The sequence below is a fragment of the Epilithonimonas hispanica genome, from assembly GCF_003385395.1.
GTDB lineage: Bacteria > Bacteroidota > Bacteroidia > Flavobacteriales > Weeksellaceae > Epilithonimonas > Epilithonimonas hispanica.
The window spans coordinates 20,608-39,826 of the sequence record NZ_QNUG01000032.1 but is presented as its reverse complement, the minus strand read 5'-3'; the positions used below and the strand labels follow the sequence as shown (position 1 = coordinate 39,826).

At 34.4% G+C, this 19,219-nt stretch carries 13 protein-coding genes and 1 tRNA gene; 4 read left to right on the top strand and 10 right to left on the bottom strand.

The features are described from left to right. Nucleotides 1–816: 816 nt before the first annotated feature. The 7 genes from DRF58_RS13635 to DRF58_RS13605 form a co-directional block, all read right to left on the bottom strand. A complete protein-coding gene (locus tag DRF58_RS13635) occupies nucleotides 817–1,119 on the bottom strand; it encodes a VanZ family protein (protein ID WP_317124868.1) in 303 nt (100 codons plus the stop codon). Between the two features lie 58 nt (nucleotides 1,120–1,177). Next, nucleotides 1,178–1,555 carry a glycine cleavage system protein GcvH gene (gene gcvH, locus DRF58_RS13630; protein WP_116036257.1) on the bottom strand — a complete coding sequence of 126 codons (378 nt, stop codon included), beginning with the start codon at nucleotides 1,553–1,555 and terminating at the stop codon, nucleotides 1,178–1,180. A gap of 136 nt (nucleotides 1,556–1,691) precedes the next feature. Beyond that, the gene (gene sov, locus DRF58_RS13625) at nucleotides 1,692–8,792 is read right to left on the bottom strand and encodes a T9SS outer membrane translocon Sov/SprA (RefSeq protein WP_116036255.1); all 7,101 of its coding nucleotides are present in this window, start codon (nucleotides 8,790–8,792) and stop codon (nucleotides 1,692–1,694) included. A 43-nt stretch (nucleotides 8,793–8,835) separates the two neighbouring features. Then, nucleotides 8,836–9,420, bottom strand: coding sequence for a Holliday junction branch migration protein RuvA (ruvA, locus tag DRF58_RS13620; protein ID WP_116036253.1), 585 nt, complete (start codon nucleotides 9,418–9,420; stop codon nucleotides 8,836–8,838). Between the two features lie 102 nt (nucleotides 9,421–9,522). Beyond that, on the bottom strand, nucleotides 9,523–11,805 hold the full coding sequence (locus DRF58_RS13615) for an NADP-dependent malic enzyme (RefSeq protein WP_116036252.1): 2,283 nt from the start codon (nucleotides 11,803–11,805) through the stop codon (nucleotides 9,523–9,525). 219 nt (nucleotides 11,806–12,024) lie between these two features. Then, nucleotides 12,025–12,885: a BadF/BadG/BcrA/BcrD ATPase family protein gene (locus tag DRF58_RS13610; protein ID WP_116036250.1), complete on the bottom strand. Its 861-nt coding sequence runs from the start codon at nucleotides 12,883–12,885 to the stop codon at nucleotides 12,025–12,027. Between the two features lie 57 nt (nucleotides 12,886–12,942). Then, entirely contained in the window at nucleotides 12,943–13,194 is a 252-nt protein-coding gene (locus DRF58_RS13605; RefSeq protein WP_116036248.1) for a hypothetical protein, read from the bottom strand. Between the two features lie 260 nt (nucleotides 13,195–13,454). Between DRF58_RS13605 and DRF58_RS13600 the strand changes: the two genes are divergently transcribed. The 4 genes from DRF58_RS13600 to DRF58_RS13585 all read left to right on the top strand — a co-directional run bounded on the left by DRF58_RS13600 (nucleotide 13,455) and on the right by DRF58_RS13585 (nucleotide 17,257). Next, on the top strand, nucleotides 13,455–13,913 hold the full coding sequence (locus tag DRF58_RS13600; protein WP_116036262.1) for a GtrA family protein: 459 nt from the start codon (nucleotides 13,455–13,457) through the stop codon (nucleotides 13,911–13,913). Between the two features lie 30 nt (nucleotides 13,914–13,943). Continuing rightward, nucleotides 13,944–14,672: a lysophospholipid acyltransferase family protein gene (locus tag DRF58_RS13595; protein ID WP_116036247.1), complete on the top strand. Its 729-nt coding sequence runs from the start codon at nucleotides 13,944–13,946 to the stop codon at nucleotides 14,670–14,672. Nucleotides 14,673–14,748: 76 nt separating this feature from the next. Further along, nucleotides 14,749–16,191: a sugar MFS transporter gene (locus DRF58_RS13590; RefSeq protein WP_116036246.1), complete on the top strand. Its 1,443-nt coding sequence runs from the start codon at nucleotides 14,749–14,751 to the stop codon at nucleotides 16,189–16,191. Continuing rightward, a complete protein-coding gene (locus DRF58_RS13585; protein ID WP_116036260.1) occupies nucleotides 16,181–17,257 on the top strand; it encodes a DUF3810 domain-containing protein in 1,077 nt (358 codons plus the stop codon). Before DRF58_RS13590 ends, DRF58_RS13585 begins: the two co-directional genes overlap by 11 nt. Before the next feature lie 263 nt (nucleotides 17,258–17,520). Here DRF58_RS13585 and DRF58_RS13580 read toward each other — a convergent pair. The 3 genes from DRF58_RS13580 to DRF58_RS13570 form a co-directional block, all read right to left on the bottom strand. Continuing rightward, nucleotides 17,521–17,594, bottom strand: a tRNA-Met gene (locus DRF58_RS13580). A 46-nt stretch (nucleotides 17,595–17,640) separates the two neighbouring features. Then, the gene (locus tag DRF58_RS13575; protein WP_116036244.1) at nucleotides 17,641–18,921 is read right to left on the bottom strand and encodes a peroxiredoxin family protein; all 1,281 of its coding nucleotides are present in this window, start codon (nucleotides 18,919–18,921) and stop codon (nucleotides 17,641–17,643) included. Nucleotides 18,922–18,982: 61 nt separating this feature from the next. Further along, on the bottom strand, nucleotides 18,983–19,207 hold the full coding sequence (locus tag DRF58_RS13570) for a hypothetical protein (RefSeq protein ID WP_123902414.1): 225 nt from the start codon (nucleotides 19,205–19,207) through the stop codon (nucleotides 18,983–18,985). Nucleotides 19,208–19,219: the final 12 nt, after the last annotated feature.

Here is a 19,219-nt window from a genome sequence, read left to right as displayed (position 1 = left end):
TCCTTATACTCAAACTCAATTTAAAATTGACGCTTTGGTTTTTTTTCCTTACTTGGTTGTTATATTGTTATGTCAATGAACTTTGTTCTGTTCGCATCATCAGGAATCTTTTATCTGTCATCTTGTCCCTGATTTGCGAGTGCAAAAGTATAAAGTTTTACCCAAACTACCAAAACTTTTTTAAAGTTTTTTTTCGTTACTCGAAAATTGTTTTGATTACGTTTGCTTAACCTTATCTGCGCTCCCCTAACTCTCGTTTGGGGTTGCAAAGATAATTAAACTTTAACCTAGAAGATAAATTTATTAAAATTTAATCTTTATCAATATGGTCTTCTGCGCTACCAATTCTCTCGTTTTGGTTCTGCAAATATAGGGTAGAAAAAGCTGTACTTGCAAATGGAATTAACAATGAGTTTACAATTGTTTAAAACTAAATTAATTAATACTCTGTAAAACAAACAGATACACAATACGTTAAAGTTATCCACATTATGTTAAATAGCTAATAGCTATTGACAAATCTACATTTGATAGGATTTGCGACAGGGATAGTAGCGGTTATCCTTTTACTTTTTCTTCGATTTGGTGTGTAAAAATGATTGGTTGCTGAATGGTAATATTAAGGAAGAACGATAATCTATGCCAAAAAGTAAAAGATATGAGCGGATAGCCCGGTGACAAAAAATAGCTTTGGGAAAGAAATGGCTTTTTTGGCAGTTGCCCTAAGTTTTAAAATTGGTAAATTAAATATTCAGTACTTAGTTTCTCGCAGATTTGAGTAGATTGTACAGATTTTTTTTCTGGATGATAATAATTTTAGATTCGGTTTTGGAATTTTTCATACCTGTTATATATATAGAATGAAAGTGATAAACCTAAAGTATCTGCAACAGCGTCTAAAACTTCTAGTGATCTTCCCAACTTCATTACGTCTTGGAGAATCTCGGTAAGTAATGCGTAGGAAATGAGAATTAGGAAAAAGTATAAAAGTGTGGTTTTGGGAAAACGAACACGAAAGAGAAATCCAAGAAGAAAGAATATAGAAAAGTGAATCACCTTGTCTATATGTTTGAACATAAAGGAATATTCTTTATTTTCTATGCCCGGACGTAATAGCATATAAGTAAGAAATGCCCAATAAATGGGCAATGTGATCTTACTATATTTTTTAATTAGATTATCCAACAACTTCTTGATATTGCTCTGCTGATAATAATTTTTCAAAATCGGCAGTGTCAGAAATCTTCAGTTTGATGATCCAGCCTTTTCCATAAGGATCTGTATTCAACAATTCTGGTTGATCTTCTAAATCTGCGTTCAGTTCTAAAACTGTTCCAGCAATAGGAAGGAAAAGATCGGAAACTGTTTTCACTGCTTCCACGCTTCCAAAAACGTCGCCTTCGTTAAGATCTTCATCCACTGTATCTACATCTACGAAAACGATATCTCCCAATTCTCCTTGGGCATAATCTGTAATCCCGATTGTTGCAGTGTCGCCTTCTACTTTAATCCACTCGTGATCTTTGGTGTACTTTAGTTCTGATGGTGTGTTCATTTCTTTTAATTAGATTTAGGCAAATTTAATTATATAATTAAGATATAACAATAGAATGAAAATAAATTATAAAAAAAAGAGTAAACAAAATTGCTTACTCTTTTTTGGTACTAGATTAAATTGTTTTTAATCTTTATTAATTGGTTCCTGATCCTCCAAATGTCAACGTTGCTGTAATACCAGCTCTGGTTGTGGACAATGGGAAAGCTGTTGAAATCTTATATTTGGTCATCATCTGATCGTAGAAGAATTTCAGGTTTAGATTTTGAGACATATTATAATCCGCGGATAATTTTAAGCTAAAAATCTTTTGACCTCCTGTCACTTGAGAATCATCTATCAAGATATTTGTAATCGTCGTTTTGCTGTCTCTCATTGATAGATCTAATCTCATATTAAGGTCACTTTTGATATTTCTAGCGGTACCTTGATAATTAAGACGAATCTTAAGATCTTTCAAGATGTAGCCGTAACCAACTACAAATTCATTTCCTGCTTCCTCTGTTAGTGTCGTATTTACTAATCCTAAAATGTAAGTTCTATCTCTGTTATAATTGAAACGGAACTGCATATTATTCCTCATCGTTACATCAAAACCAATTAATGGATAGAATGATTCTGTATAACCAACTTGCGAGAATGTATATGGATTATACAAATTTCCATTGGAGTCATAAGCGGTTTCCGAATTTGTCAAATCTCTGTTGTAATAATCTATACTAGACTGAACCCCCGACATTGTGAATGTAGAAACATAAGAATGTAGTACATCAAACTTAGAGAACTTGCTGTTGATAATTGGTAGATTTCTAAGTCCAGAATAAACTACTTTCCAGTTTGGCAGAGGTGCTTTTGCTCTGGTAGGATTACTCATTTGTTTTGGAGACTTGCCTTCTATCGCTGCTCTGAATGCTGGAATTAACACATAAGAATTACTAATTGAATAACCCGCTGTGTAGCCTTCTCTATCTCTTACTCCAACATACTGCTGAGAAATTGCCAATGCATTATCTTTGATGGACTGATAAAGTGCTGCTCCATCTTTGAAAGCCGTATTAAAGGACCAAGCGGTGTTGGAATAAGTAATAAGCTCCGTTCCAAAAGCATCTCTGTAACCACGGTAGTCTTCCAGCTCATTCACTCGGTAAACATTATAACCACCCTGAACATAATTTCTACTGTAAGTTTGCAATACATTGAAATCTATTCTAAGGTCATTCGCTGGCATCACCTGCAAATTACCCGTAAGTGTTCTACTATTAAGCTCAGAATAAGCATCACTCATGAGCTCAGAGTTGGAAACCCAACCGTTTTCTATTACTGTTCTTCTGATATCAGATTGAGAACCGAGCAAGAACCCAATGGTTGGACCACCAAGTGTCTGTCCATAGCCATAGAAGTTAGGTGCAGATAATAAACCTGGCAAGACGGTTCCATTACTTTCATTATAATTAAAGTCCAATTGTTTGAAAGATGTCAACGCATAAGCTACAGCCTGAAGTGGCTTCAATTTATTCTTGAATTTATAACTCTTGAATTTGAATCTGCTATTCTTCTTAGTATATGCTGTATTATAAACATTATTAAGAGAATCTATCTCCTGGCGACGTTTCTGCATTGTTTCAGAAATCTTCTTGAAATAATTAAACTTACCAAAGAACCTTGGGATATCAACCGTAGATGTTGCAACTATTGCATTGGTATTCTGAGAAAGGTTTCCTAGATTTTCGGTCTCTAATCTCGAAGCTGTAGATCTTGCATTCCAGTTGTATTGGAACTGATAACTAAGTTCTGCATTGATGAAATCCAAATATGGGAAATATTCAAACGGTAATCTATAGTTCAACTGCGCTCTGTGGTTGTACAATACTGGACGACCAGCTCGGAAAGGATTTCCAAAGATCGAACGATTGTTCATAGAGTTCACATCCACTTGATCATTCAAAGTTTTTGTTTCAGAATTGATTTCCAATTTCAAAGACTTAGTAAAATTAAATCCTAAACTATACTGCCATCCGAAGAAGAAGTTTCTGTTTCTGATTGTTTCGAAATCCGAACCTCCATTACCGGAAAGTAAGGCATCCACATTTCTATACTCCAATTCATTATAATTTCTGTCCAAGATGGTTCTGAAAGATAATCTTGTCGGAACTGGATTGAAATTAAATTCTTTGATCCATCTCAGATATTTATAAGACTTAGCAGTATCGCTAACCATTTTGTTAAACGGTTTCAAAACATACGGTTTGAAAGTATAGTTATACTCTACATAACCTTTCAGATATTGCTTGTAGTTACGTTTTGTGTAAACATCACGGTAGAAATCATCATTATAAATGGCTGTTACACTAAGGTTTTCTACATCATAGAATTTCGGTTTTTTATCCGGATTCATTCTCTCTTTTCTCATATTCACAACACCGATGCTTCTTTGTTGTGTGTATGTACTCACGACTTTTTTCAGCTCGTCCTGATTTGGAGCTTTGGAAAGTTCTACATCATTATCCAAAGGATTGTACTTTGGATTGGTCATTGTCTGTGTATAAGAATAGTTCAACGGAATTTTCATTCCTACTTTTTCTGGTAAGAACTTATCTACATTAACAGTTGTATTGATACTGAAAGCAGAGTTGTCATCCTGAGATCTCTCTGATGGTTTCTGATCTATCGCTCCAAATCCTACCGAAGCATAAGAAGCATTCGCATTCACCATTGCAAAATCTCCCAAGTTGAAGTTAAGACTTGCATTACCTGCATATCCACCTTTATTCTCGATTTCTGATAGACGGATTTCGTTTACCCAAAGTATTAGATCTTTTGCAGAGGCTTTTTTATTTCCTTTCATTGCTTCAACCTCATTACGCACACCAATCATAATTGTCGTAATGTTTCCAATACTAGGTCGCCCTTTTATATAGATTTTTTTATTATCGTCACCATAATCTTGATATAAATATCTTTTATCAATAGCAATATCAGCAGTATTTGCCCTTAGTAATTCATCTCTTTTCAATTTCCCATTGACAAAATTTTCAACCTCAAGATCTACATTGTTATCTGTTGGCCAAATATCTAATTGCGATGTTGCATTTTTAGCAGTATAATTAAGTGCTGCTTCATATTCGTAATAATTGTCTGTCGCATCGGTTCCAAAACGGATAAAGAATTTTGCATCTTTATCTGGATTTACAACATTTGGATTATTCAAGTCTTCTGCGTGTACAAACAATTGTAACTTTTTGTAACGACGCATATCCAAGCTAGTATTTTTGAAAACACCTTTGGAAGTTGTAAGTCCTGTCGCCTTCATATATAATGAAGATTCGTTTTGTCTTTGTGCACCAGCATTTCCGCTCAATACTTGTCTGTCAATTCCTGGAGGCAAAACATATGGAGGAGTTCCTAATGCATTTTCCTCAAGATTAACACTCCCAATATCGAAATTAGAATTATCTTGATCTATATTTCCTTCATCTACCGTACCGATTGCTGTTAAATTTTTAGTATATTTTCTCCAATCTGATCTTACAAGATCCAAAGATCCAAATCTAAGTGTAGATGTCTGATCAAAACCTTTCATTAATAGTCTTGCAAATCTTACATTATATAGAACAGATTCGTCTGAACCTTCTACCATTGTATTATCATCATAATTTGCTACTGGTACTCTGAATAGATACCATTTTACTTTTTTGGATTGTCCGTTCTCAAATGTAACATCTACTTCTTTTACATCTACAATCTTGTTCTGACCCAAAACCATACTTGCAGGCGAAAGATCAATTGTATATTGGTTATAGTTTTCTGTCTGATCCAGATTATAATCTCTGTTCACATCTTCCGCATCTGGGGTTTGCGTTGCTACCTCCAAAGTATTAGCAGCAGAGTTCCCTTCTGGGCCTCGGAAATATTTATAACGCTCTGTCAAAGATGAAGCTAGATCTCCCTGAAACTGATCTGACATATAAAACACAAAGTTATCAGAAGCTGGATCTAACTCATTGGTAACTGGATTCACAAAGCTAACTCCGAATTTTTCCTGTTCCTGTGTTCCATTAAGACCATCATACCCAAGATCCTGCTGAGCTCTCTCATCACCTTCTGTTGAGAAAGCATAAAGAATCGGGAATTGACTTGGCTGATTTCCCCAATTTGTACTAGATGTATTAGTAACTGTACTTGCTGTAGGTAGTCCATTTTCATATTGAAGTTTACCATCTTTCAGTACATCTTCGGAAACGTTTCCTAATTGTAGTAATAGTTTTGGATCACTTCCCAAAGTATTTCCATCAGCGTGTGGATCTTGCAACCAGAACTCAACATAATCGATGTTGGATGTGATGAAGTTGGTTACAGAAATTGGTCTCATAAGTCCTGCCCATCTTTGGGATGTTAACTCAGTATTTGGATTAACGTTGTATGGACCTCTTTCCTGAGGATAGTAAGTTATATCAAAAGTATTAAGAAGCGTTTGCTCTCCCGCAACATAATCTCTGTTGTTATAAAGCTCTCTCATTTGCACTCTTCTTGATGCAAAATTGGAAAGTGTTGCAGCATTGATTCCATTTGGCGCATTTCCCCCAACACCATAGAATCTAGGATCAATCGTGTACCAAGATAAAAGTCCTCTACCATTTCCACTTCTAAGATCATCATTATTAACAGTTTGTGGAAAAACTGCAGGATCGTTTTTATTATTCTCTGGACGAGAAGCTAAGCTCCAAGTTGCTGGTTCTTTTAAAGAAATTTTGGAAGTCGTCTGCTCAAAGTCATCAATATAAGATTGATCATTAATCCCTTTACTTTGTCCAGGAATTAGGTATGCACCTTCGGCCTTAAAATTAAGATTGGATGGCGCTTCTGTATTTACAAATGGTATTTTATCTGTCAATCTTGTTAAGAATGGTAGCTCATTATTATACATAATATTGAAACCAGCCATTGTGTTACTAACAGCTTCCTGACCAAAGTTAACTTTTTGAGTCAATGGTCTTTCGGAATAATTGACAACAGTTGCTCCAACCGTCAAATGCTCATTGAATTTCCTCTCCAAATTAAGTCCCCAGAAACTCTTTCTCTGAGTATTAAATGTCAATTGGTTTTCTAATGAAATATTGATTGCTTGCCCGGATTGTTTTACAGTTTCATTGATGATATTAACTGTTCCCAGCATATAATCAACTGTATAATCTACACCTTCTACCAATTGAGCTCCATTGGCAGTAACTTTCACAGAACCTTGCGGAACGTTGATAGCGCCAAGAGAAATCCCTTGACCTTGAGTACCCTTGTAGCGTCCTTCTATTGTATAACGTTGCTCTTGAGGAAGACTTGCTTTAAATTTTGTATAAAGATCTTTGATTAAGAAACGGGATTTATCAGGTTCTGGATTAGCAATAATGCCACTTAAATAATCAACGAAAGGTTTTGATTTTGTAAATATTAATTTCCCATTTTCTGCATCTACAGTGATTCCATTAACAAAATCGAATACACCATCACCTTTGGTTCCATCAGCATTATTTTGTGAATCTCCATTAACATTCAATCGATCCCAGTTGAATAATCTTAATAAATTGCTATCAGCAGGTGTTCCGTTATTATATGTTGCTCCTGGAAGATAATTCACTTTCCCACCAGAGTTTTGATCTTTGTAATAAACATTCAACAAGAAGTCTTGCGCTTGGATCTGACTTGTATTAAGAGAATAGATATTCTTCATCATCAAATCCCACATTGGTGATGTTGTCGTATTCTTGGAATTCGATTTTAATAGTTTCGTAATTAGCGCCGGATTTTCTTCAGAGAATTCTCCTACTTTATAAACCGTACTAGATCCATTGATAGTATATGAATACGATACTGCCAAGAACTGGTTATCATTAAGCCTTTGATTTAATGAAATATATCCTAATTGCGAATTGAATTTATACTCTGATGTTGTAAGTCTTCTTGCTTTAACATTAGTAATAAACTGCTCACCGGAAACATAAGGTTCAGGTGTTCCTTGAGAGTTAGGGAAAGATCTTCCAGCCAAGGTATTATTTGCAGCAGTAACATCTCTAGTACTACCAAGAGTAGCAGAAATCTGGTTATACAAACCATTATTTGTATTGCTTGGGGTAACACCTTGAGCTTCTCCCAAATCTCTAATCCCAACAATAGGTTTCTGACTCTCAAGATTAGCACCACCTTGATCCAAAACATAAACTTCCATCCTCGTAATGTTAATTCTGGAATTAATCAATGGATAGTTTTCTAATGCCGTATTATAATTATCTAAGAAGTAATGCCCTAAAAAGTAGTGCTGATTATCTTCATAATCAATAGCGTTTATTTTGAAGGTACTCATTGTTCCTCCTCCTTGTGCAACAATTGTTTTAGCTTCACCTTGTTGCTGGGAAAATACGAGAGTTCCTGTTGTTTTACCCAACTGGAATTCTGTTTTAAGACCGAATAATGACTGTGATCCTCGGATCAAACTTGTAGATAACGGCATACTGATGTTACCCACTTCTACCCTTTTGATGATTTTATCTTCCGGATCTTGTCCTTTTTCATTAAGACCTTTGTTCATAAGATCTTTCCAAGTTCCTTTCGCTTGCCAAACCATATTCATACGGTTTTCAAAAGCAAAACCACTTTGGGTATCGTAGTTGGCTTTCAACTGGAGATTTTCTCCTACTTTACCGGTAATTCCTAATTGAATCCTTTGTTGGATATTGATTGCAAAACTTTTTCTGTTCTGCGGAAGAATCATTGGATTGTCTATTTTCTGAGATAAAACGCCTAAATCAAAAGAAGCAAAACCTTGTGGAATCAACTCGATTTTGTTACTTCCAAATATGTTTTCGAACATTTTGTTTTTAATAGTAACAGATGGAATTAATCCTTTTTTCTTGGCATCGGTCTGATCTTTTCTACGTCCAAGATCATTCAAAAGAGATTTTTCTTCGTAATAAGAACGAAGATTATTCTGCATGGTGTAGTTTTTGTATTCTTCAAACGTCATTGCAATGGGAGCGCCTACAACAGTGTTCCCAACCTTTGGATAAAGGTAATACATTGCTGCCTCAATATCGTAATATGCCTCATATCTGATAGGATCTGCCAGACTAAAATCAGTCCTTACGCTAATCAAACTATCGGATGGTTTTTCTTGAGCAAAAACGTTTGTAAAACCAACAAAAACTAAAAAAAGAAGGGTTAATTTATAAAGGTAAATATTTTTCTTCACTTATATTTTTTTTAAGAAATTGATGACGGATTATCATCAATTGTTAAATGTTTTTTAAAATCTCTTTCACTAATTCTTCTACAGAAGCGTTTGGATTTTGTTTCAAAATTCTATCTGCAATCTTCTCACTTACTTTCTTAGAAATCCCTAAAACTTCTAAAGCAGATAACGCCTCATTCTTGATTTTATTGTCTACAAAATGAGAAAGTTTTTCTTCCGAAACACTGAATCTACCAACCTTATCTCGTAGATCAATAATGATTCTTTCCGCTGTTTTAGCCCCTATTCCTTTCACTTTTTGAATAACACCGCTGTTCCCAGAAAGTATTGCATTGGCAGCATCCGACAAGCTGAGTGAAGATAGTAATATCAATGCCGAAACCGGCCCAACACCATTAACACTTATTAACAGATTGAACATCTCTTTTTCCTCCTTGGTAAAAAAACCAAAAAGCAAGTGCGCATCTTCGCGAATAATCTGTTGGACATATAGAAAAACTTCAGAATTAAGGTTCAAATTTTGGGAAGTTTGTAAGCTAACACTTAGATAGTATCCAATTCCGCCAACTTCCACAACTACATACGTTGGTGTCAGCTCCTGAACCAGACCTCTTAAAGAATAAATCATTAAATCAAAATTAGGGTTTTGCGAAGATATTAAATTAAGTTAAAAACAAAAGCCATCTTAATCTCTTAAAATGGCTTTTGCTGAATATTTTTAAATAAAAATCTATTTTTCCTCTTTTGTCTGTGCATCTAACACAGCAATTGTTGCAAGATTTACAATTTCATCTACACTAGACCTCATTTGTAAAACATGAACTGGCTGATCTAACCCCATCAAGATTGGCCCGATAGTTTGAGCCGCTTTCATTCCTCTGATGATTTTGTAAGAAAGGTTTGCACTTTCAAGATTTGGAAAAACCAAAACATTAGCTGGATTGGTTCCTAATTTTGAGAAAGGATAATCTGCCAAATGATCTGCATTAAGCGCAAAGTCCGGCTGAATCTCCCCATCCACAATCATTTTCGGATATTTCTCGTGAAGGATTTTCACAGCAGCAGCCACTTTTTTGGAAGTATCTGCTTTTGCCGAGAAATTCTCAAATCCTAACATTGCAACTCTTGGTTCTATAGCAAAAGACTTCACAGTATATTCTGCCATTCTTGCGATTTCTACCAAATCTTCTGCTGAAGGATTTTTATTAATAGAAGTATCTGCAAAGAACAGTGGTTTCTTTTCTGTCAAAATCATCATCATTGCCGCTACTTTGTTAACACCCGGCTTTTTATCAATGATTTCTAAAACTGGTTTTAGAATAGATGCATAACTTTTTGAGAAACCAACAATCAAAGCATCTGTATCGCCGTGCTTCAACATTAGTGGCCCAAAATAATCACGTTGTCTTACATAACGTTTTGCTTTGTACTCATTAATACCTTTTCTGTTGCGTTTTTCCCAAAGGGTTTTTCTATATTTTTTTCGAGTTTCTTTTTGCTCAATATCATTCGGGTCGATGATTGGAATATCCAATGTAATTCCAAATTCTTCCATTTTTTGTTGAATCAACTCTTTATTTCCTAATAAACTAGGATAAGCAATTCCTTCTTCTTGTAGAATTTGAGCAGCTTTCAGAATGTTATATTCTTCACCATTTCCAAGCGTTACTCTTTTCGGGTTTGCTTTTGCACGGTTTTGCATCATTCTCACGAGTTTTTCATCTCTTCCCATTCTGTCAAGAAGCTGGTTCTCGTATTCTTCAAAATCCTCAATCGCTTTTCCAGCAATCCCACTTTCCATAGCAGCTTTTGCAACCGCGATAGAAACTTTTGTAATCAATCTATTATCAAAAGGTTTCGGAATGAAATAGTCTTTTCCAAAGCTGATATCTCTAACATTGTAAGCCAACTTTACCATTTCCGGAACAGGCTCTTTTGCAATTTCTGCCAAAGCATGAACCGCTGCCAACTTCATCGCCTCATTAATTCCTCTTGCTTGAACATCCAATGCTCCTCTAAAGATGTATGGAAAACCAAGAACGTTATTCACCTGATTAGGATAATCACTTCTTCCGGTTGCCATTATCACGTCTTCTCTTGTAGCGAGTGCTAAATCATAACTGATTTCCGGGTCTGGATTTGCCAACGCAAAAACAATTGGATTACTAGCCATGGAAAGCAACATCTCCGGCGACACCACATTTCCTTTTGACAAACCAACGAAAACATCAGAACCTTTCATAGCATCTTCCAACGTCTCAATATCTGTTTGAGCAATAAAGTCTAATTTCTCTGGAGTTAGGTTTTCTCTTTTATGATTGATGACACCTTTGCTGTCACACATCAAGATATTTTTAGGATTAAGGCCAAGCGAAATGTATAGTTTTGCACAAGCAATTGCTGCTGCTCCTGCTCCATTGATGACCATTTTCACTTCCTCGATTTTCTTTCCTGTAATTTCCATACAGTTAATCAAAGCGGCAGCAGAGATAATCGCAGTTCCGTGCTGGTCATCGTGCATCAACGGGATATCCAATTCCTCTTTCAGTCTTTGTTCTATGTAGAAAGCTTCCGGTGCTTTGATATCTTCCAAGTTGATTCCTCCGAAAGTTGGCGCAATTGCTTTTACAGTTTCGATGAATTTGTCAGGGTCTTTTTCATTAATCTCGATATCGAAAACATTGATTCCTGCAAAGATTTTAAAAAGTAAACCCTTCCCTTCCATTACCGGTTTCGAAGCTTCTGGGCCGATATCTCCTAATCCTAAAACTGCCGTCCCGTTGGAAATAACAGCTACCAAGTTTCCTTTTGAAGTATATTCGTACACACTTTTCGGATCATCGTGGATTGCCATACAAGGCACAGCGACACCTGGTGAATAGGCCAAAGACAAATCTCTTTGTGAAGAATGTGGTTTGGAAGGAATAACTTCGATTTTACCTTTCGGTTCCTGACGGTGGTAATCTAAAGCAGCTTTATCAAAAGCGTTTTGGTCTCTTGAATTTTTTGACATTGTTGAATTTACTTTTTGTTGTGACCCCTTATATATAAAGACTCACGGGTTTTTATTCTTTATTGCGTAAGGGCGCAGGGCATTGTTGGAGCTCCTCGCCAGAGGCGGAGAGCGACTGCCCGAAGACCGACCCGCTTGTTTTTGCTTGCTGAAAAGTTCTTTTAATGACTTAGTTTTATAAGCAAAAACAATGGGATACGCCCAAATACTTCTGCAAAGTTAAAGCTTTGGAATGATATAGTCACGATGATAATTCACCAGACTTTCTATAGGACGCTGAACAACTGTCCCGATTTTGAAGTGAAAATCTGATGCTGCAGCTCTTAAAGAATCCTCAAAAAAATAGGCAATTGAACCAATAAAATTGATTTCACTTTCTCGGCATTCTTCGTATGGCATTACCTGAAACTCAAGGAAATTCTTGAGTTCTTTGTAAATAAAATTCTGAAAATATGGATGTGTTTTCCTGTCCACAATGAACTTTGTAAAATCTGCCATATATGCATTTGCTCTTGGATTGTGATACATATTTTTGAGCAAATCGTCTATGTTCAGCTGATAAATCTCAGTAAATTGCTGATGCAAATCGGGCGGTAATTTCTTCATAAAATAGTGACGAACCAGCTGCTTCCCCAATGCACTTCCACTTCCTTCGTCGCCAATCAAAAACCCTAAAGAAGGCAATTCTGTTTTGACATTTTCGCCATCGAAATAGCAAGCATTGGAACCTGTTCCGAGAATACAGACAATAGCCGGAACGCCTCTGTAAGCAGCATAAGCAGCAGCCAAAAGGTCTTCTTTTACTCGAATCTGTGCTGTGTTGAAAACTTTCTGAATCTCTCTTTCTACAATTAGCTTGTTTTCGGGAGTTCCGCAACCTGAGCCGTAGAAAAAGATGTTTTCCAGATAGTCTTTGAACTTGGTAAGTGCTTGATTTTTTTCTATTTCAATTGTAATCAGTTCTGGTTTTATAATATTCGGATTGAATCCAACGGTTTCGGTTTTCAGAACTTCTGTACCGTCGTTTTCCAGAATAACCCAATCGCATTTGGTAGAACCGCCGTCAACAATGGCAATCATATAATATATTATTTAGAATGCTAAAATAATATTTTTTTGGAGAGAATGGATGAGATTTTATGATTGTTTGTCTTCTATCAGCCAATCCTGAATCTCATCTTCTAAGTAAGAAGTCTGTAGTTTGATAGCATTGATAAAGTCATCGGGAATGCTTTCTGTAGAATCGCTGCTTTCGAGATTCCAAAGTTCATCGGACATCAATTCATATTCTGAATAGATTCTTTTGAAACGTGAGCTAGTTTTTTCCAACTCCTCAATCTTTTTTTGCTGAGGCAGAAATTTTCTGTAAGGTCTGCTAGAATTTTTCATTTTTCATTAATTATTTTATAATTGGGGTGATTGGACAAGAGATGAAAAAATTTCCCGACCAAACAATTTTAGTCAGGACAAGATATCATCATCGATTGATATTAAAGTTTTCACAATTTATTAACTATTTAATAATTAATCTTTCAGACAAATCGCAAAAACTATTAACACTTAATAAAAGTAAAAATATTTTTGATATGAAAAAATTATTTAACTATTATTTTAAAACATTTAACAAATCGTATAAATTTGCAAACGAAATGAAACAACTAATTCTTCGTCATAAACAAGTATTGCTCTTCATCATCGCTGGTGGACTAAGTGCAATTGTAGAAATCGGCAGTTTTAAAACACTGAGTATTTATCTTCCAAAAATCTATTCTTGGGAGTATAATCTCTCAGGAATTAAATATCCGTTTAGTAATATTCTCTCTACAAGTTGCGGAATTATCACCAATTATTTTCTGAGCATCTGGTTTGTGTTCGAAAGAGGGAAACATTCTAAGAGGAAAGAATTCGCCTATTTTATTTCAGTCTCTGTCGTTTCAACTTTTATCAGTTTGTTCTTGTTTCAGATTCTTTATCATTTTGTTTTCAGAAATGCGGTTGATTTAGGCTTCTATGTTCTTTCTCAGGAGATGATGAGTAAAATAACTTCTATCGTGATTGTTTCTCTCCTTAATTATTCTGTAAAGAAAAAAGTGATTTTTAACGGATAAAAACTTATTTTTGAACTAAATAGAATATTAATGAAGGTTTTTCTCGTTTATCTTTGGCGATTTTGGATGGTGATTTTAGGAATTGTTCTTACATTAATTTTCTTTCTTCCTGTTTATATTTTATCCTTTCGAAAAGAACATTATAAATATTGTTACTTCTTTATCCGCCTTTGGGCAATGGGAATGTTTTATGGAATGGGTTTCCGATATAAAATGTTCATTAAGACCGATAAAAAAATTGATAAAAACCAACCTTACGTAATCATTTCCAATCACACTTCTATAATGGATGTGATGTTGCCTTGTATTCTTTTCCCCAATCATCCGCTTTGCTATGTTGGAAAAAAAGAGATTGAAAAGATTCCGATTTTCGGGACAGTTTATAAAAGAGTTTGCGTGATGGTAGACAGAAAAAGTGCGAGAAGTCGCGCCGATGTTTACAGAAGATGCGCCGAAAGAATGCAACAAGGACAAAGTGTTGTCATTTTTCCTGAAGGTGGTGTTCCAGATGATACAAACGTAATTCTGGACCAATTCAAAGATGGTGCTTTTATATTAGCAACCAAACATCAATTTCCGATTGCAGTATTTACATTCCGAGGTTTGAAAGAAATGTTCCCATTTGATAATAAAAAAGGATATCCTGGAGTTGTTAAAGTTTTCTTCAATGATATCTTAACACCAGATACTACACAAAAAGAACTCAAAGAAAAAGCATTTGAAGAAATCCAATTGTCCCTAATTGAGGAATTAAAATAATTATTATCCAAATAAGACTTTTTACTTACATTTGCTTTGATATATTAACCTAACATTAACAATAAAAAATTAAATAATGGAGACACAAAAAACCAATTGGGCACAGTTTATTCCACTTGTTACAGTTTTCTTCTTCTGGGGCTTTGTTGCTGCAAGTAATGATATCTTGATTCCAGTTTTCAAAGAAGCCTTCCACCTAACTCAAAGTCAAAGCCAATTGGTTTCTGTAGCATTTTATATTGCTTATACAGTTGGCTCAATCATTTATATGATTGTTTCTAAAAGATTGAGACAAGATCTTATCAACAAAATAGGATACAAAAATGGACTTATCTATGGTTTATTAATCTCTGCAATTGGAGCATTACTTTTTATTCCCGCTGCTAACAACAAATCATTTCTTTTGATGATTACTGGACTTTTTGTTATTGGATTAGGATTTTCTTTACTTCAAATTGTTGCTAATCCTTTAGCTATAGCTTTAGGACCAAAACAAACTGGTGCTCAAAGATTAACATTAGCTGGGGGAATCAATAATTTTGGAACAACTGTAGGTCCTCTGATTGTATCTTTTGCAATTTTTGGTGCCGCATCTACAGCGGGAGTGGAAGCTAATATAGAAAGTGTAAAAACACCTTATATTATTTTAGCAATTGCACTTGTGCTAGTTGCTTTACTAATCAAATTTTCGAAGTTGCCCCAAGTAACATCGATCGTAAAAGAAGATACCGATGATGCAACGCCAGGCGAACATAGAACATCTGCTCTCAAATACCCTCAGCTGGTTTTGGGAATGCTAGCAATATTTGTATATGTAGGTGTAGAGGTTTCTACAGCTAGTAATCTACCTGCATATATGGAAAAATCTCTTGGTTTTGCAACAAAAGACATCGCTCCATATGTCTCTCTATATTGGGCAAGTATGATGATTGGTAGATGGACTGGTGCTGTTGATGCATTTGACATCTCAGGTGGAATAAAAAAAATATTAAGATTTTTAGCTCCTTATTTAGCTTTCGGAGTTTTCTTATTGGTGAACGCCATCGCGCAACACGATCTAAGACCTTTTTACATCTATCCAATATTAATTCTTGTAATGATTGTAGCTGATGTCCTAAGCAAAGGAAACCCAGCAAAAATGCTACTTATATTTTCTTTGACAGCCATATTAGCTTTGTTGATTGGAATGCTTAGCGAAGGCATGGTATCTGTTTACGCTTTTACAAGTGTTGGATTGTTTTGCAGTACACTATGGCCTTGTATTTTTGCTTTAGCAGTTAGCGGTTTAGGAAAACATACCAATGAAGGAAGTAGCTTCTTAGTTATGATGATTATGGGAGGAGGTATCATCAGCTGGCTACAAGGTTACATTGCAGACCTTACTTCTATCCACGCAAGCTATATTGTAGGAGTAATTTGTTTTGCTTATCTTGCATTTTATGCTATAAGAGTTACTCAAATTTTAAAAAAACAAGGTATTAGTCTTGACAAAGAAAAAATCTCAGGAGGTGGACACTAATAAAAATATCTTTATCAAAAATAAACTTTGGGCAATCATTCTGGTTGCCCAATTTTTATTGTTTTATATCCTATCGAAAATTGAATTCGTTATCAATTTCTTTTCAAATCTGTTTGAATGGAAAAAGAAGTTTCACGTTCAATTATTTTCCGGGCTTGGATTTTCAGTTGGAGACGCAATTTATACAATCGTTTTACTTTTTTTAATTGTTTCAATAATCAATTTGATACGGAAAAAAAATAGTCTAACCTTAAAACGAGTCTTAATTTTAATCAACGTCACTTATTTTATCTATCAATGCTTTTGGGGAATGCTTTATTTCCAACCATTGATTATCAAAAAGCTTTCAAATAAAGAAGTCAAGATTAATAATAGTAATTTGAAAAATTTAACAATCAAATATCTTGAACTTTGCAAAGACACAAGAGAGAAAGTTTCTGAAGATAAAAATGGGGTCTTTAGAATTAATAATATTCAAAATTTAGAATACGAAATACTTTCTCAACAAAAGCACTTACCAGGTTACATCAATGAAAAAAAATCACTCGAAATTCTATCCGTAAAATCTAGTCTCTATAATGGATTTATGAATTACACAGGAATCTTAGGTTATTATAATCCTTTCACAGCAGAATCACAATTCAACCCACATCTACCTCCCACAAACATCCCATTCACGCTAGCTCACGAGATGTCGCATCAGTTAGGTTATGCCAAAGAGCAAGAAGCTAGCTTTATCGCCTATTTGTGCGCTAAAAATTCCAACAATATAGATCTACAATACAGTAGCCAACTTTATGTTTTAAAAAGCCTATTGAGAGCTTTGTCAAAGAATATTAATAATAAAGATTTTGTTCTAAAATCAATTTCTCAATATTCTGAAAAAATGCAACGAGATAGAAAGTATGAGTTAGATTTCTACGAGAAGAATGAAGGGGTTATAAGTGATTTCTTTGGCATGACTAATGACCTATTCTTGAAATCAAATCAACAAGATGGAAAAATCACTTACTCCTATTTCATTAATCTTTTGTTGATATACGAAACAAAAAAAGAATCGTACTAGGTACGATTCTAAAAACACAAATGATGAAAAAAAATTTATTGCTCCTGAGTGATTGTCTCAAAAGCCCTGCAAAAATACAACACCCAAATATAACCACCAAATGTTTTTAAAGAAATAATTTAATTTATTTTTAATTAATCTAATAATCAAATCTTTACTAAAAACATTTTTTTTGATTAAGTGCTTCATAAAGAAGCAATAATTAACACACATCCCTAAAAACAAAAAAACTCCTTTCTTATTTAAAAGAAAAGAGTTTCTAGTAGCGAAGACGGGAATTGAACCCGTGACCTCAGGGTTATGAATCCTGCGCTCTAACCAACTGAGCTACCTCGCCATTTTTGTGGTGCAAATATAAGGATAATTTGCAATCCCACAAACTTTTAATTAACTTTTAAATAATCTAAAACATCTGCAACATGATTTGGTTTGCTAATAATCTTATTATCAGAACCTAAGATAAAGTAAGTAGGAGTCGCAACAATATTATAAATATCTCCGTAAGAACTATACCAACCTTTTCCTTCAGAATCATTAATCCAAGGATACAGATTTGCTTTAGCTTTAAAGTCTTCTAAGCTATTATCCAAAGAAAAACCTACTATCTCGATGTTCTGAGATTTCAAGTTATCATATTTTTCTAAAAGCTTAGGCAATTCCGCCTCGCAGTGTGAACAAGTTGATGACCAGAAAACAACGATTTTCTTTGACGCGTTGATATCGTAAAGCGATTTAGCTTTTGTATGGATTGCGTTTACAAAATTGATATTCGGCATTTTTGCACCTATTTCGGTATTCTTATTCGCCTTTATGGTAGATGCTAATCTGTCATTGATTGTACATTTCAAATTATTGGCCTCTGTAAGATATTTATCTTTCAATTTATCCATCCCATATGTATTGAAAATCTCAATCAATTCTGACAAAATAGTTTGCCCTCTAGGTGTTTCTAGATTAACTGCTTCAAGAAGCTTATCAACATTGCCTTCGACATTAGCTTTTGAAACATTTAGAAAATTAATCAAAGAAGGCTTCAGGATTGAAGAAGTTTCCAGATATTCGCCAGATTTTGAATAAAAATTGATAAAATCTTCAGCTTTTAGCTCAGCAATTTTTTCTTGGTTAGAATATTTTTGGTTTTTATTAAAATATTCTAGAAAGGGATGATTTTCATAGGCAGCCTGATCTTTATTGGAAAGTGCATTAATTTCTGTTTCCAAAGATTTATAAAAACTTTCTGATGGCCTATAGTAATCTTTTATTTGAATGAGAGCTGGGAGAATCAATTCTTGCTTTTTCTGAAATTCAACCTCGTTACTAAAGAGTTGATTAACCGGATCTTGAAAAACAACATTGGATATTTTATTTTTTGAATCAAGTTCAATTTTCAAATTAACATCCTTGTTCTCAGAAACCATATTAACTGATGAATTGGACTTTTTAAAAAAAGCTCTCATCATACCAACATATTGTTTATCAACCTTGAATAGAGCTACATTGTTGGAGATTTTCGCTTTAGAATATAATATTTCTTTAGAACCATTGAAACCGTATAAATAAACTTCGGAATCTGCTAGATATGTTGGAATATCTACTTTTACATTAAATTGCGCAAATGAATAAGTAGACAGTATAAAAGAACTCGCTAATAATAATTTTTTCATTGAGTAAAAATAAAAAAAACCCACTAAAAAGTGAGTTTTTAAAATATTAAAAAAATATAATTTATTCTATAATACTTTTTCTTGATTTTAGAGCAAAATAAACAATCATCATAATTGCTATAAAAAAAAGAACAAAAGTATATGCGTCTATCGGAGATGCTGGATAAGCTCCAATATCTCCAGATTCTGGTGAATCTGGCGGAGTTGGAACAGATTGAGCAAAACTCAATACACTTATTAACACTAATAAGAAAGTGTAAGTTTTTTTTGGTATTTTAGTCATCATGTGTAGGTTTTG

What these genes read in the sequence shown, in the direction of transcription:
- DRF58_RS13635 (WP_317124868.1), bottom strand. Translation starts at nt 1,119, where the DNA reads ATGCTATTACGTCCGGGCATAGAAAATAAAGAATATTCCTTTATGTTC.
- gcvH (WP_116036257.1), bottom strand. Translation starts at nt 1,555, where the DNA reads ATGAACACACCATCAGAACTAAAGTACACCAAAGATCACGAGTGGATT.
- ruvA (WP_116036253.1), bottom strand. Translation starts at nt 9,420, where the DNA reads ATGATTTATTCTTTAAGAGGTCTGGTTCAGGAGCTGACACCAACGTAT.
- DRF58_RS13615 (WP_116036252.1), bottom strand. Translation starts at nt 11,805, where the DNA reads ATGTCAAAAAATTCAAGAGACCAAAACGCTTTTGATAAAGCTGCTTTA.
- DRF58_RS13610 (WP_116036250.1), bottom strand. Translation starts at nt 12,885, where the DNA reads ATGATTGCCATTGTTGACGGCGGTTCTACCAAATGCGATTGGGTTATT.
- DRF58_RS13605 (WP_116036248.1), bottom strand. Translation starts at nt 13,194, where the DNA reads ATGAAAAATTCTAGCAGACCTTACAGAAAATTTCTGCCTCAGCAAAAA.
- DRF58_RS13600 (WP_116036262.1), top strand. Translation starts at nt 13,455, where the DNA reads ATGAAACAACTAATTCTTCGTCATAAACAAGTATTGCTCTTCATCATC.
- DRF58_RS13595 (WP_116036247.1), top strand. Translation starts at nt 13,944, where the DNA reads ATGAAGGTTTTTCTCGTTTATCTTTGGCGATTTTGGATGGTGATTTTA.
- DRF58_RS13590 (WP_116036246.1), top strand. Translation starts at nt 14,749, where the DNA reads ATGGAGACACAAAAAACCAATTGGGCACAGTTTATTCCACTTGTTACA.
- DRF58_RS13575 (WP_116036244.1), bottom strand. Translation starts at nt 18,921, where the DNA reads ATGAAAAAATTATTATTAGCGAGTTCTTTTATACTGTCTACTTATTCA.
- DRF58_RS13570 (WP_123902414.1), bottom strand. Translation starts at nt 19,207, where the DNA reads ATGATGACTAAAATACCAAAAAAAACTTACACTTTCTTATTAGTGTTA.